We start from the raw sequence: 13,290 nt of genomic DNA, 5'->3' as shown, positions 1-13,290 counted from the left end.
GCCTCCGTCCGGACCCGACCCTTCGAAGGCCGCCCCTCGAGGCGGCCTTTTTGCTTGGAGAACGTCATGCTGCTGATCTTCGACTGCGACGGCGTCCTGGTCGATTCGGAGCCCTTGAGCTGCCGGATCGACGCGGAGATCCTGACGGAATGCGGCGTGCCCTACACGGCCGAGGATGTGGCCCGCGATTTCACCGGGGTCAGCATCAAGGACCAGATCGCGCGCATCGAATCGGAACGCGGCGTCAGGCTCCCTGACGATTTCACGGAGCGGCTCAACCGCACCCTGTTCCAGCGCTTCGAGGCCGAGCTGAAGCCCATCGCGGGCGTGCGCGACGCCATCCTGTCCCTGCCCCTCCCCCGCTGCGTCGCCTCCTCGTCGATCCCGGAGCGAATCGCCCTGTCGCTGCGCGTGACCGGCCTGGCGGACCTGTTCGACCACGTCTTCAGCTCGACCCAGGTCGCGCGCGGAAAGCCGGCGCCGGACCTCTTTCTCCATGCGGCCGGGCAGATGAACGCCCGTCCGGAAGACTGCCTGGTGGTCGAGGATTCCGTCGCGGGCGTGCAGGCGGCGATCGCCGCCGGGATGCGCGTCATCGGCTTTGCCGGCGGGGGCCATTGCGGGCCCGACCATGCGGAGAAGCTGCGGTGGGCGGGAGCGCCCGTCGTGATCGACCGGATGGCCGAACTGCCGGAAACCGTCCGAGGTTCCGTGTAAAGGCGGCAGCGACAGAAACGTCGGGCCGTGCAGGCGAGGATCCACCCCGCGTCATCACCGGGCGCGTCCCGGGGTCATCACCGGGCTCGTCCCGGTGATGACGCTTCCGTGAGGCGCGGCGCTCTTCCGATCGGGATGGCCGGGACAGGCCCGGCCATGACGTGGGGAGGGTGTTGTCGCCGGCTCGTTTCACCTCTCCACGTCATCACCGGCCTTGTCCCGGTGATCCCGACGATCTTGGGCCCAGCGCTTTTCCGGTCGGGATGGCCGGCACAGGGCCGGCCATGACGTGAGAGGGGATGTCGCGCGATGCGCCCACGCCCCGTCCAACGCCCGAGAAGACAATGCCCGGCACGAGGCCGGGCATGTCGATCGTGAGCAACCTTACTCCGCGGCTTCCGCCACCGGGGCGGGCGGCGTCCACTTGAGCACGGGGCTGCGCGCCGCGCGGGTCTCGTCGAGGCGGCGGCGCGGGGCGTGGTAGGGAGCCCCGGTAAAGCGCTCGGTGTCGCCGTTCTTCGCGGCAAACGCGAGATCGCGCAGGGTCGCGATGAACAGGTCGAGGGACGACTTCGATTCGGATTCCGTCGGCTCGATCAGCATGGCGCCGTGCACCACCAGCGGGAAGTACATGGTCATCGGGTGGTAACCCTCGTCGATCATGGCCTTGGCTACGTCGAGGGTGGTCACGCCCGTGTCCTTGAGCCACGAATCGTCGAACAGCACCTCGTGCATGCACGGCTTGTCGCCGAAGGGCAGCGACAGCAGGTCCGACAGGCCGGCCCGGATGTAGTTGGCGTTGAGCACGGCGTCCTCGGACGCCTGCTTCATGCCGTCCGCGCCGTGCGAGAGCATGTAGGACAAAGCCCGCACATACATGCCCATCTGGCCGTGGAATGCCGTCATGCGGCCGAAGGGCTTTTCAGCGGCATCGGATTCCTGCTCCACCAGCTCGAACCCATCCTTGCCCGCGCGCACGAACGGCACCGGCGCGAAGGGCGCGAGGCGCTCGGACAGGACCACCGGACCCGAGCCCGGGCCGCCGCCCCCGTGGGGCGTCGAGAAGGTCTTGTGCAGGTTGATGTGCATGGCGTCGACGCCGAGATCGCCCGGCTTCGCCTTGCCCACGATGGCGTTGAAGTTCGCGCCGTCGCAGTAGAAATAGGCGCCTGCATCGTGGATCGCCTTGGCGATCTCCGCCACCTGCGGCTCGAAGAGCCCGCAGGTGTTGGGGTTCGTGAGCATGATCGCCGCCACGTCGGGGCCGAGCCGCTCCTTCACGTCCTCCACGTGCACCCAGCCGTCCTCGCGGGCCGGCACCGGCTTCACCCTGAAGCCGATGAGGGCGGCGGTCGCCGGGTTCGTGCCGTGCGCCGAATCGGGCACCAGCACCACGTTGCGGGTCGCGCCCTCGCCCTTGGCCTCGATGGCGGCCTTGATCGCCATCATGCCGCAGAGCTCGCCGTGGGCGCCCGCCTTCGGCGACAGCGCCACGGCGGTCATGTTGGTGAGCGTGACCAGATAGCGGCCGAGCTCGTTCATCAGCTCCAGGGCGCCCTGCACGGTCGAGACCGGCTGGAGCGGATGCACGTCGGCAAAGCCGGGCAGGCGCGCCACGCGCTCGTTGAGACGCGCATTGTGCTTCATGGTGCAGGAGCCGAGCGGAAACAGGCCCGTGTCGATGCCGTAGTTCTGCTGGCTGAGGCGCACGTAATGGCGCATGGTCTCGGGCTCTGAGAGGCCCGGCAGGCCGATGGGCTCCCGGCGCTCCAGTCCGCCGAGGCGCGGCGCGAAATCCTCCGGCTCGTCGAGATCGACGCCGGTCGTGTCGGTGCGGCCGATCTCGAAGAGCAGCGGCTCGACCTGCGCCAGCGCCTTGTTGCCGGTGAAGGTCGGGTGAGACCCGCCGGCGGGTCCGGCCGCGCGGGTGGCGTCGCCCTGCAGGCGGGCGGCCTGATCGCCCATGCCGGCGGCGGGATCCGCCACGCCGTGGGCCCGGGGTGTGGTGGGACGTCCCTGGCGGTTCAACATCACAGAACCTCCTTCAAGGCGGCCACAAAGGCCGCGCGGTCATCATCGGTGTTCACTTCGGTGGAAGCGACGAGCAAAAGGTTGTCGAGGCCGGCCCCCGGCAGAAGGCGCGACACGGGCACGCCCGCGAGCACGCCCTTCTCGGCGAGACGCTCCACCGCCTCGGCGGCGGGCTTCGCGAGTTTCACGGTGAATTCGTTGAAGAACGTCCGGTTGAGCACCTCGACGCCCTTCACGCCTGCAAGCTGGTCCGCGAGCTTCACCGCGTTGGCGTGGTTGATGCGCGCCAGGCGCGTCAGCCCCGCCTCCCCGAGCAGGGTCATGTGGATCGTGAAGGCGAGCGAGCACAGTCCCGAATTGGTGCAGATGTTCGACGTCGCCTTGTCGCGGCGGATGTGCTGCTCGCGGGTCGACAGGGTGAGCACGAAGCCGCGGTTGCCGTCCGCGTCCACCGTCTCGCCGCAGAGGCGGCCCGGCATCTGGCGGACGTATTTCGACTGGGTGGCGAAGAGGCCTACGTAAGGCCCGCCGAAGTTCAGCGCGTTGCCGATCGACTGGCCCTCGCCCACCACGATGTCGGCCCCCTGGCTGCCGGGCGACGTCAGCAGGCCGAGCGATACGGCTTCCGTGAACACCGCGATCAGCAGCGCGCCGTGCTGGTGCGCCTTGTCGGCGATGGGCTTCAGGTCGCGCAGGTTGCCGAACACGTCCGGCGTCTGCACGACCACGCAGGAGGTCGTGTCGTCGATCTGCGAGAGGATGTCCTCGGTGCCGGCCACGTCCGGCGCCAGGATGACGGTCTCGTCGCTCGCCATGTCGGAGAGCGTCTTCACCACGTCGGCATAGTGCGGATGCAGGCCGCCGGAGAGAACGGCCTTGCGGCGCTTGGTGACGCGGTGCGCCATGAGCACCGCCTCGCCCGTGCCGGTGGAGCCGTCATACATGGAGGCGTTCGCCACATCCATGCCGGTGAGCGCCGCCACCTGGGTCTGGAACTCGAACAGATATTGCAGCGTGCCCTGGGCGATCTCGGGCTGATACGGCGTGTAGCTCGTGAGGAACTCGGACCGCTGGATCAGGTGATCGACGGTCGCCGGCACGTGGTGCTTGTAGGCGCCCGCGCCGACGAAGAACGGCACCGAGGACGCCGGGATGTTCCTGGCGGACATGCGGGAGAGGATCCGCTCCACCTCGAGCTCGCCCTTGCGGCGCGGCAGATCCACCGGCTCCTTGAGGAGCAGGTTCTTGGGCACGTCGGCGAACAATTCATCGACGTGATCGACGCCGATCCGGGCGAGCATCTCGCCGCGGTCGGTGTCGGACAAAGGCAAATAGCGCATCGGCAAAAAACCTTGGATGAGTTAGTGCGAGGGAATGCCCGCCACGACAATCTCCGTGAGGACGGAATTGGCGATGAAGCATTCCTTGTGGGCGAGGTGATGCATGTCGGCGATCTGCTCCGGCGCCGGCAGCCTGTCGCCGGAGAATTCGATTCGCGGGTCCAGGGTGATCCTGGACACGAAGAGCTTGCCGTTCTCGTTCTTGGTCATGATTCCGAGCGCTTCGTCCTCGTAGGCGTCGACGACGAAGCGCTTCTTGGCGGCGATCGACAGGAAGGTCAGCATGTGGCAGCTGGAAACCGCCGCGATGAAGGCTTCTTCCGGATCGACGGCGTCCTCCCGCGAGAGCGGCAGCGGCACGACGGAGGGCGACGCGGAGCCCGGCACCTCGATGCCGCCGTCGAAGCGCCAGACATGGCCGCGGCTGTAGCGGTTGTCGGAGAAAGCTTCCCCCTCTCCGCGCTTCCAGGCCACCCTGGCCGTGTATTCGTGTGCCATTGCCTTGCCCGACCTTGAGTATCCGCTGAGCCCATCCCGGGAAACCAACCGATCGGTCCCGTCCCTCTCGGTCGTCTTCGGCACGGGGCCGGTGACGACGTGGGGCGTGACGGGCTCCGATGGAGTTACGAAATCGACTTCACGAAGTCCTGGTACTGCTCCTCGGTCATGAGGCCGTCGAGCTCGCCCGGGTCCGTGAGGCGGATCTTCATGAACCAGCCGCGACCGGCCGGATCCTCGTTCACCGTGCCCGGGGAAGCCTCGAGCGCGCTGTTGACCTCGACCACCTCGCCGGAGACCGGGGCATAGACTTCGCTCGCCGCCTTCACGCTCTCGACGACGGCGGCCTCGTCGCCCTTCGACAGGGTCTTGCCGACGCTCGGAAGCTCCACGAAGACCACGTCGCCGAGCTGGCCCTGAGCGTAGTCGGAGATGCCCACGATGCCGGCGTCGCCCTCGACGCGGACGTATTCGTGATCCTTGGTGTAGCGCGTGGTCATGATGGATTCCCTCTCGTTGAAATGTCAGCGCTTGTAGCGGTGGGGGGCGAACGGCATGGCCGCGACCTTCGCGGGCAGCGGCTTGCCGCGGACGATGAGATGGAGGTCCGTGCCGGCGGCGGACACGTCCCTGGCGACATAGCCCATGGCGACCGGGCCGTTGACCGTGGGGCCGAAGCCCCCGGAGGTCACGAGGCCGACCTCATGCCCGTCCGGCGTCGTGATGACGGTTCCCTCGCGGGCCGGAGCGCGACCCTCCGGCCTGATGCCGACGCGGACCCGCGCGGCGCCGTCCCGGATCTCGCGCTGCACCCGCTCCGCCCCGGGGAAGCCTCCCTCCTCGCGGCGGCGCTTCTGGATCGACCAGTTCAGGCCCGCCTCGATGGGCGACGTGGTGGTGTCGATGTCGTGGCCGTAGAGGCACAGGCCGGCCTCGAGCCGGAGCGAATCGCGCGCGCCGAGGCCGATGGCCTTCACCTCCGGGTCGGCCAGGAGCCTGGTCCAGAGCGTGGGCGCATCGTTGCCGTGGCAGGAGATCTCGAAGCCGTCCTCGCCGGTGTAGCCGGAGCGGGAGACATGGCACCAGATCCCGTCGATCTGCACGTCCGCCGACATCATGAAGGGCAGCGCGGCGGCCTCGGGGGCGAGCTTGGCCAGGACGGCCTCGGCGGCCGGGCCCTGGAGGGCCATGAGGCCCAGATCGTCCTTGCGCTTCAGGCTGACGCTCTTGGGCAGCCGGGCCTCGATATGGGCATAGTCGGCTTCCTTCATGGAGGCGTTCACCACCAGGTAGAGCCAGCCCTCGTGCCCGGGGGCGCCGACGCGGGTCACCATGAGGTCGTCGAGGATGCCGCCGTCCTCCGCCAGCAGCTGCGAATAGCGCTGCTGGTTCGGCTTGAGGTTCAGGACGTCGGCGGGGATCAGCGCCTCGAGCGCGCGGGCGACGGTCTCGTGGCTCTTGTCCTCGGCGACCAGGAAGGCCTGGCCCATGTGGGAGACGTCGAACAGGCCCGCATGCTCGCGGGTCCAGTTGTGCTCGGTCAGGATGCCGGTGGGGTATTGCACGGGCATGGCGTAGCCGGCGAACGGCACCATGCGGGCGCCGAGGCTCACGTGCTCGGCGTGGAGCGGGGTCTGCAGGAGCGGCTCGTCGCTAGGCGCATGCTCGGCCATGGGATTCCCTCAAAGGTGCGCGTTCCATCGAGCCTTTCGGCCCGTTGCTGTGCGCCCCCTCTGTCCCGAGACCTGAGAGATTTCCCCGACCGCTCTCGCGGCAGGTTACGCCCGTCGGTGGGCGACGTCGGAACGTCGCCGCTTTCCAGAGTGCCAGCTCCCGCGCGGTCCTTTGGCCTGAGCGTTTCCGGGGCGGTTGCGCCTTCGGCGCCGGGCTCTTGGGCCCGGTCTCTTCCGCGGGGATCATCGGCTGGGTTTAGCTCTGAAGAGGAAATCGGGTCCTGTCAACAAAGCAGGCTGCCGCACGGGATAACTCCCTGCCTTAATTGACGGCAGGGCCGCGACGCTCCATGTTAGGCCCATCTTTCACAGAAGGGGAGAACGCGGCCCGATCCGGTCGGCAGCTCCTGGCATCGTTGCTCGAACTGATCATCGCCCTTGCTCTCGTCGCCCTCAATGGCGTCTTTGCCCTATCCGAACTCGCCATCGTGTCCGCCCGCAGGCCCCGGCTCAAGGCCATGGCCGAACAGGGCCGCTCCGGAGCCAACACGGCCCTGACCCTCATGGAGGATTCGGGCCGCTTCCTGTCCACGGTCCAGATCGGCATCACCCTCGTGGGCATCCTGGCCGGCGCCTTCTCGGGCGCCGCCCTCGGCGACCGGCTGACCCAGATCTTCCTCGACCGCGGCATGCCGGAGGGCGTGGCCGAACCCCTCGGCTACGGCCTCGTGATCGGCATCATCACGTATCTGTCCATCGTCATCGGCGAGCTGGTGCCCAAGCAGCTCGCCCTGCGCAACCCCGAGGCCATCGCCTGCACCATGGCCCCCCTCATGCTGGTGCTGTCCAAGGTCGCGGCGCCCGCCGTCTGGCTCCTGAACGCCTCGACCAGCCTCATCTTCCGCCTGCTCGGGGCCAAGTCCGACGACGGCACGACGGTGACGGAAGAGGAGATCAAGATGCTCGTCGGCGAGGCCGAAAGCGCCGGCGTGATCGAGGAGGAGGAGCGCCGCATGATCTCGGGCGTGCTCCGCCTCGGAGACCGGACGGTGCGCGGGCTCATGACGCCCCGGACCGACGTGGACTGGATCGACCTCGACGACGACGAGGACTCCATCCGCACATTGCTGATCGAGACCCCGCATTCCCGCCTGCCGGTCAGCGAGGGCACGCCCGACAACGTGATCGGCGTCGTCCAGTCGCGGGAGCTCCTGGCGGCCCTGCTGTCGGGCCAGCCCCTCGACATCCGCGGCCACGTTCAGCAGGCGCCGGTCATTCCCGATACGCTCTACGCCCTCGATGCGCTCGCGACCCTGCGCGACGCCGAGGTCCCGATGGCGATCGTCCACGACGAATACGGGCATTTCGAAGGGGTCGTGACCCCGGCGGACGCCCTGGAGGCCATCGTGGGCGCGTTCCGGTCCGACGGCGAGGCGCCGGAACCCGACGCCGTCCGCCGCGACGACGGCTCCTGGCTGCTCGCCGGATCGATGCCGGTCGACGAAATGGCCGAGGTTCTGGGCGTCACGCTGCCGGAGACCCGCAGCTACCACACGGTCGGCGGCCTGGTGATCAGCGAGCTCCAGCATCTGCCCAACACGGGCGAGCACGTGGACACCCTCGGCTGGCGCTTCGAGGTGATCGATCTCGACGAACGGAGGATCGACAAGGTCCTGGCCGCCCCGCTCAACCAGCGGGCGGGCGCTGCCGCGCTGTACTAGCGCATCGTGCGGAAAAGTGGACACGACATTTGGGCTTCATCCGAGGCTCCCTCTCTTGACCGGCGCATCGGATGAGGCGGCCCTCTGGGTCCGTCCGATGCGCTAGCCGCCTGAGGATACGGATCCTGACAGTCTCCACGTCATCACCGGCCTTGTGCCGGTGATCCCGATGGTCTGAAGCGCCGCGCCTCACCGGATCGGGATGGCCGGAACAAGCCCGGCCATGACATCGGAGGGTCGTGGAAAGGGTCGCTGACGCGGCCCTTCGGGTCCGATGCTTCAGCCGCGGCGACCCCGGGCCGGCGCGCCACCGAGGCCGACCTCGATCTCGAAATCGTTGGCCGACGAGGCGGGCACGACGATGCCCTCCTCGACCACCGACACGGTCGTCTGGGTCTGACCCGCCGGGATCGCGGCCGCCACGCGGCGGGACCGGTTGGCGAAGACCGTCGACCCGTCCTTCACCACGATATGGACCGGGATGTCGTAGCGGCCGGCCGATCCGCCGACGCCGATGAGCGCCCGCGCCTCGATGCCGACCTTGACCAGGGTCGAGCCGTCCGGCTGGCCGATGCATTCGCGGGCCAGGTCGCCCAGGGAGATCTGGCTCCGGACGGAACCCGCCTCCCCGCCGCCGCGAACCTGGATGGCGGAGCCGCCGTCCACGACCTCGACGGCCGGACAATAGACGTCGTCGAGCTGCACCGTCCGGGCCTGAGCCGGCGCCTGGGTCGTGCCGGCGGTAAGCAGCATGTCGCCCATGCCGAACCCGCCTCCTCCCGGCGCGCCGCAGCCCGCCAGAGCCACCAGGCCGGCCACGGCAAACGCCCACCCGGCCTTCCGGCCCCATCCTTCTCTCATGTTCGCCCCCACGTTCTTGGTCACCGCTTACGGCAAGGCATCGAACCCGGCCGCGAATCCGTTCAGGGATACGGGAATGCCGATCCCCTCCTCGGGCGTCTGGAACACGATGAAGGTGGCCGCCTGACCCGACTTCATCTGGCCGATCAGGCTCTCCTCCATCACGACCTCGGCCACGCATCCCGTGGCTAGGCAGCGGACGAACCCGGCGCGGCCGATATCCGTCTGGTCGATCTTGAGGCCCAGACCCGACGGCAACAGAATACCAAGGGGCGCGACCACGCGCAGGAGGCGGCTTTTGCCGTCGGCGGTTTTCAACACGATAATCACGAGCGTGACGTTGGGCCGGTCCTCGGCGACCACGTTCTGGACGAGGGCGCATTGCTCGGCCGTGGCGCCGGCCGGCGTCTCGCAGCGCATCTGCCACTCGCCGAAGGTGTTCTTGACCATGCCCTGAGCGCTGGCGCCGCTGGCCCCGAACAGGGCCGACAGCCCCAGGATTGCCGCCGTCCAATGGCGAGCCCACCGCGATGCGCCCATCGGTTTCTCCATCTGTTAACCCTGCCAGAGGGTCGCGGCCGGCCGCCGCTTCCACGTCCCATGTTGGCCCGTTGGGACCATGGCAGGGGGCGCGATGTCAAGCGAGAGGGGCCGATCGGCGGGCCGAAATGCGTTTTGGCGGTTATGACGCACAGTTTGGAACGCTTCTACCGTTGCGCTTCACCGCGTCCTGTGATCTTTGACGCAGATCAAAGGTGATGGCGCAAGCCGGGCACCGCTTTCCGCACGCCCGCGCCTTCCCCGATGCTTTCATGGCCCTGGGCCATCACATCTTTAGGAGCTTTGGAACGCCGATGCGGATCGAGACTGGACGTCGATCGGTGACCGCCCTCTCCACGGCAGCGGTCGCACTTGTGTTGGGCATAAGTGAGGCGTGGGCCGCCGCCGGCCGGCCTTCCCCATGGGAAACCGGCATGCAGGAGATGGTGACCGAGTTGGGACAGAGCGTGTCCAACTTCCACACCTACCTGGTTTGGCTGATCACCGCGATCTGCCTGTTCGTGCTGGCGCTGCTCCTCGTGATCGTCGCCCGATTCAACGAGAACAAGAACCCGGTCCCCTCGCGGACCACCCACAACACCCTCCTCGAGGTGGCCTGGACCATCGTTCCGGTCCTGATCCTCGTGGCGATCGCCATTCCGTCCTTCCGTCTCCTGCGCCAGCAGCTCGTGCCGCCGCAGGCCGACATCGTCGTGAAGGCGACCGGCTATTCCTGGTACTGGGGCTACGAGTACCCGGCCGATCAGGGCGGCGGCTTCAAGTTCGATTCGAACATGATCACCGAAGCCAAGGACCTCAAGCCCGACCAGCCGCGTCTGCTCGGCGCCGACAACGCCATGGTGGTGCCGGTCGGCAAGGTCGTGCGGATGCAGGTGACCTCCGCGGACGTGATCCATTCCTTCGCCATGCCGTCCTTCTACATCAAGGTCGATGCGGTCCCGGGCCGCCTGAACGAGACCTGGTTCAAGGCTGAGAAGGAAGGCGTCTACTTTGGCCAGTGCTCGGAGCTCTGCGGCAACGGCCACCCCTACATGCCGATCGAAATCCGCGTCGTGAGCGAGCAGCAATATGCCGCCTGGCTGACCGAGGCGAAGCAGAAGTATGCTTCGACCGAGGACTCCGCTCCGCTCAAGTTCGCGACCGCTCAGTAATTGTTAAGAAGGACCACAGAGGTCTCATCATGGCACATGCAGCTGATGCCGCTCACGCGGATCACCACGATCACCTTCCGAGCTTCTGGCGCCGGTGGTTCTACTCCACGAACCACAAGGACATCGGAACGCTCTATCTCATCTTCGGCTTCACGGCCGGCATCGTCGGCGGCCTTCTGTCGATCGGCATGCGCCTGGAGCTCCAGGAGCCGGGTCTGCAGTTCTTCTCCAACCCGCAGGCCTTCAACGTCTTCGTGACGGGCCACGGCCTCATCATGGTGTTCTTCATGGTGATGCCCACGCTCATCGGCGGCTTCGGCAACTGGTTCATCCCGATCATGATCGGCGCGCCCGACATGGCCTTCCCGCGGATGAACAACATCTCGTTCTGGCTCACCGTCTCGGCCTTCTGCCTGATGCTCTGCTCGCTCTTCGTCGAGGGCGCTCCGGGCTCGCTCGGCTTCGGCGGCGGCTGGACGGTCTATCCGCCGCTCTCGGTCACCGGCCATCCGGGACCCGCGCTCGACTTCGGCATCCTGGCCCTGCACCTCGCCGGCGCCGCCTCGATCCTCGGCGCGATCAACTTCATCACCACGATCCTCAACATGCGCGCCCCGGGCATGACGCTGCACAAGATGCCGCTGTTCGCCTGGGCCATGCTGGTGACCGCGTTCCTGCTGCTCCTGTCGCTGCCGGTCCTCGCGGGCGCGATCACGATGCTGCTCACCGACCGCAACTTCGGCACGACCTTCTTCGAGCCGTCGGGCGGCGGCGATCCGGTGCTCTACCAGCACCTGTTCTGGTTCTTCGGCCACCCCGAAGTGTACATCATGATCCTGCCGGCCTTCGGCATCGTGTCCCACATCATCTCGACCTTCTCCAAGAAGCCGATCTTCGGCTATCTCGGCATGGCCTACGCCATGGTGGCGATCGGCGTCGTGGGCTTCGTCGTGTGGGCTCACCACATGTACACCGTCGGCCTCTCGCTCCAGACCCAGGCCTACTTCGTGTTCGCCACGATGGTGATCGCGGTTCCGACCGGCGTGAAGATCTTCTCGTGGATCGCCACCATGTGGGGCGGCTCCATCCGCTTCACGGCGGCCATGCAGTGGGCCGTCGGCTTCGTGTTCCTGTTCACGGTCGGCGGCGTCACCGGCGTCGTGCTGGCGAACGCTCCCGTCGACCGCTACATGCACGACACCTATTACGTGGTGGCCCACTTCCACTACGTGCTGTCGCTCGGCGCGGTCTTCGTGATCTTCGCGGGCATCTACTACTGGTTCCCGAAGATCACCGGCTACGTGATGCCCGAGTGGATCGGCCAGCTGCACTTCTGGGTCGCGTTCATCGGCGCCAACGTGCTGTTCTTCCCGATGCACTTCCTGGGGCTGTCCGGCATGCCGCGCCGCTACGCGGATTATCCGGATGCCTTCGCGGGCTGGAACCTGGTCTCCTCGATCGGCTCCTACATCTTCTTCGCCGGCCTCTTCATCTTCATGTTCGGCGTGGTCTATGCCTTCATCCGCAAGGAGCGGGCTGCCGACAATCCGTGGGGCGAGGGTGCGACGACGCTGGAATGGACCCTGTCCTCCCCGCCTCCGTACCACCAGTTCGAGACGCTGCCGCGCGTCGTCGACACCGGGCACTAGAACCGACGAGTGGGCGGCATCGCGCCGCCCGCTCCTCCCCAGAGGGCTTGGCATGTCAAGCCCTCCGGCGAGGAGCCGACCATCCGGAGGCCTATTCGGCCTCGTCCCGGCATTTCGGAAGATCACCAGTGATGAGCACCATGTCGAACAGTCTGGCCGAGAACCACGCAGAGCCCCTTGCCACGGCAGGCCTCTCGCAGGGCGACGTGTCCGACTTCTTCGCCCTTCTCAAGCCGCGCGTGATGTTTCTCGTCGTGTTCACGGCGCTCGTCGGCATGGTCGTGAGCCATCCCGACGTCCATCCGGTGGTGGCCTTCGTGTCGCTTCTGATGATCGCCATCGGGGGCGGCGCGTCGGGATGCCTGAACATGTGGTGGGACGCGGACATCGATGCCGTCATGACCCGCACCCGCAAGCGCCCGATCCCGGCCGGCAAGATCCAGCCCGGCGAGGCGCTGGCCTTCGGCGTGACTCTCGCGGCCGGGTCGGTGATCATCCTGGGGCTCGCCAGCAACTGGCTCGCGGCCGGGCTGCTCGCCTTCACGATCTTCTTCTACGTGGTCGTCTATTCCATGTGGCTGAAGCGCACGACGCCGCAGAACATCGTCATCGGCGGCGCCGCCGGCGCCCTCCCGCCGATCGTCGCGCAGGCCGCCGTGACCGGCCACGTGGCCTGGGACAGCGTCGTGCTGTTCGCCATCATCTTCATGTGGACCCCGCCGCATTTCTGGGCGCTCGCCCTGGTCAAGTCCGGCGATTACGAGCGTGCCGGCATCCCGATGATGCCGAACGTGGCCGGGCCCGATTCCACCCGCTTCCAGATCCTGGCCTACACGATCCTCCTGGCCCCGCTCGGCCTCGCTCCCGTGGCCCTCGGCTTCGGCGGCCTGGCCTATGCGATCATCGCGCTGATCGGCGGCCTCGGCATGCTGGCGCTCGCCGTGCAGGTCTACCGCCTGCGCCAGGGCGAGCCGGCCATGCGCGTCGCCCAGCAGCTGTTCGGCTTCTCGATCCTCTACCTCTTCCTGCTCTTCGCGACCCTGCTCGCGGAGCATGGCTTCGGCTTCTTCCGCCCGGTGCTGGGGTAG

Annotated in this window: 12 protein-coding genes and 1 riboswitch; of the genes, 5 read left to right on the top strand and 7 right to left on the bottom strand. The window is 67.4% G+C overall.

Annotated features, from left to right (window positions below; genetic code table 11):
- Nucleotides 1-66: 66 nt before the first annotated feature.
- Complete coding sequence (locus OCW50_RS01675; RefSeq protein WP_262296200.1) at nucleotides 67-717, top strand: HAD family hydrolase; 651 nt, start codon at nucleotides 67-69, stop codon at nucleotides 715-717.
- Nucleotides 718-1,101: 384 nt separating this feature from the next.
- Here OCW50_RS01675 and gcvPB read toward each other — a convergent pair whose 3' ends face one another.
- From gcvPB to gcvT, 5 genes are all read right to left on the bottom strand, one after another.
- On the bottom strand, nucleotides 1,102-2,748 hold the full coding sequence (gene gcvPB, locus OCW50_RS01670) for an aminomethyl-transferring glycine dehydrogenase subunit GcvPB (RefSeq protein WP_262296199.1): 1,647 nt from the start codon (nucleotides 2,746-2,748) through the stop codon (nucleotides 1,102-1,104).
- Nucleotides 2,748-4,088 carry an aminomethyl-transferring glycine dehydrogenase subunit GcvPA gene (gene gcvPA, locus OCW50_RS01665; protein WP_262296198.1) on the bottom strand — a complete coding sequence of 447 codons (1,341 nt, stop codon included), beginning with the start codon at nucleotides 4,086-4,088 and terminating at the stop codon, nucleotides 2,748-2,750. Before gcvPA ends, gcvPB begins: the two co-directional genes overlap by 1 nt.
- A gap of 21 nt (nucleotides 4,089-4,109) precedes the next feature.
- Entirely contained in the window at nucleotides 4,110-4,586 is a 477-nt protein-coding gene (locus OCW50_RS01660; protein ID WP_262270061.1) for an OsmC family protein, read from the bottom strand.
- Between the two features lie 125 nt (nucleotides 4,587-4,711).
- Nucleotides 4,712-5,086 carry a glycine cleavage system protein GcvH gene (gcvH, locus tag OCW50_RS01655; protein WP_262270062.1) on the bottom strand — a complete coding sequence of 125 codons (375 nt, stop codon included), beginning with the start codon at nucleotides 5,084-5,086 and terminating at the stop codon, nucleotides 4,712-4,714.
- Between the two features lie 24 nt (nucleotides 5,087-5,110).
- Nucleotides 5,111-6,259, bottom strand: a complete 1,149-nt coding sequence (gene gcvT / locus OCW50_RS01650) for a glycine cleavage system aminomethyltransferase GcvT (RefSeq protein WP_262296197.1) — start codon at nucleotides 6,257-6,259, stop codon at nucleotides 5,111-5,113.
- Nucleotides 6,260-6,414: 155 nt separating this feature from the next.
- A riboswitch (glycine riboswitch) is annotated at nucleotides 6,415-6,506 on the bottom strand.
- A gap of 169 nt (nucleotides 6,507-6,675) precedes the next feature.
- Here gcvT and OCW50_RS01645 point away from each other — a divergent pair.
- Nucleotides 6,676-7,980, top strand: a complete 1,305-nt coding sequence (locus OCW50_RS01645; protein WP_262296343.1) for a hemolysin family protein — start codon at nucleotides 6,676-6,678, stop codon at nucleotides 7,978-7,980.
- 279 nt (nucleotides 7,981-8,259) lie between these two features.
- Here OCW50_RS01645 and OCW50_RS01640 read toward each other — a convergent pair whose 3' ends face one another.
- Nucleotides 8,260-8,841 carry a hypothetical protein gene (locus OCW50_RS01640; protein ID WP_262296196.1) on the bottom strand — a complete coding sequence of 194 codons (582 nt, stop codon included), beginning with the start codon at nucleotides 8,839-8,841 and terminating at the stop codon, nucleotides 8,260-8,262.
- A gap of 27 nt (nucleotides 8,842-8,868) precedes the next feature.
- Nucleotides 8,869-9,381, bottom strand: coding sequence for an invasion associated locus B family protein (locus OCW50_RS01635; RefSeq protein ID WP_262296195.1), 513 nt, complete (start codon nucleotides 9,379-9,381; stop codon nucleotides 8,869-8,871).
- A 314-nt stretch (nucleotides 9,382-9,695) separates the two neighbouring features.
- Here OCW50_RS01635 and coxB point away from each other — a divergent pair, with 314 nt between their 5' ends.
- The 3 genes from coxB (at nucleotide 9,696) to OCW50_RS01620 (ending at nucleotide 13,290) form a co-directional block, all read left to right on the top strand.
- Nucleotides 9,696-10,553, top strand: a complete 858-nt coding sequence (gene coxB / locus OCW50_RS01630) for a cytochrome c oxidase subunit II (RefSeq protein WP_262296194.1) — start codon at nucleotides 9,696-9,698, stop codon at nucleotides 10,551-10,553.
- Nucleotides 10,554-10,582: 29 nt separating this feature from the next.
- A complete protein-coding gene (gene ctaD / locus OCW50_RS01625) occupies nucleotides 10,583-12,202 on the top strand; it encodes a cytochrome c oxidase subunit I (protein ID WP_262270066.1) in 1,620 nt (539 codons plus the stop codon).
- A gap of 131 nt (nucleotides 12,203-12,333) precedes the next feature.
- Nucleotides 12,334-13,290, top strand: coding sequence for a heme o synthase (locus OCW50_RS01620; RefSeq protein WP_262270067.1), 957 nt, complete (start codon nucleotides 12,334-12,336; stop codon nucleotides 13,288-13,290).

Origin of the sequence: Microvirga sesbaniae, assembly GCF_025460805.1 — a bacterium.
GTDB lineage: Bacteria > Pseudomonadota > Alphaproteobacteria > Rhizobiales > Beijerinckiaceae > Microvirga > Microvirga sesbaniae.
The sequence above is the reverse complement of the archived record's forward strand: the minus strand, read 5'-3'. Positions and strand labels throughout refer to the sequence as shown.

What these genes read in the sequence shown, in the direction of transcription:
- OCW50_RS01675 (WP_262296200.1), top strand. Translation starts at nt 67, where the DNA reads ATGCTGCTGATCTTCGACTGCGACGGCGTCCTGGTCGATTCGGAGCCC.
- gcvPB (WP_262296199.1), bottom strand. Translation starts at nt 2,748, where the DNA reads ATGTTGAACCGCCAGGGACGTCCCACCACACCCCGGGCCCACGGCGTG.
- gcvPA (WP_262296198.1), bottom strand. Translation starts at nt 4,088, where the DNA reads ATGCGCTATTTGCCTTTGTCCGACACCGACCGCGGCGAGATGCTCGCC.
- OCW50_RS01660 (WP_262270061.1), bottom strand. Translation starts at nt 4,586, where the DNA reads ATGGCACACGAATACACGGCCAGGGTGGCCTGGAAGCGCGGAGAGGGG.
- gcvH (WP_262270062.1), bottom strand. Translation starts at nt 5,086, where the DNA reads ATGACCACGCGCTACACCAAGGATCACGAATACGTCCGCGTCGAGGGC.
- gcvT (WP_262296197.1), bottom strand. Translation starts at nt 6,259, where the DNA reads ATGGCCGAGCATGCGCCTAGCGACGAGCCGCTCCTGCAGACCCCGCTC.
- OCW50_RS01640 (WP_262296196.1), bottom strand. Translation starts at nt 8,841, where the DNA reads ATGAGAGAAGGATGGGGCCGGAAGGCCGGGTGGGCGTTTGCCGTGGCC.
- OCW50_RS01635 (WP_262296195.1), bottom strand. Translation starts at nt 9,381, where the DNA reads ATGGGCGCATCGCGGTGGGCTCGCCATTGGACGGCGGCAATCCTGGGG.
- coxB (WP_262296194.1), top strand. Translation starts at nt 9,696, where the DNA reads ATGCGGATCGAGACTGGACGTCGATCGGTGACCGCCCTCTCCACGGCA.
- ctaD (WP_262270066.1), top strand. Translation starts at nt 10,583, where the DNA reads ATGGCACATGCAGCTGATGCCGCTCACGCGGATCACCACGATCACCTT.
- OCW50_RS01620 (WP_262270067.1), top strand. Translation starts at nt 12,334, where the DNA reads ATGAGCACCATGTCGAACAGTCTGGCCGAGAACCACGCAGAGCCCCTT.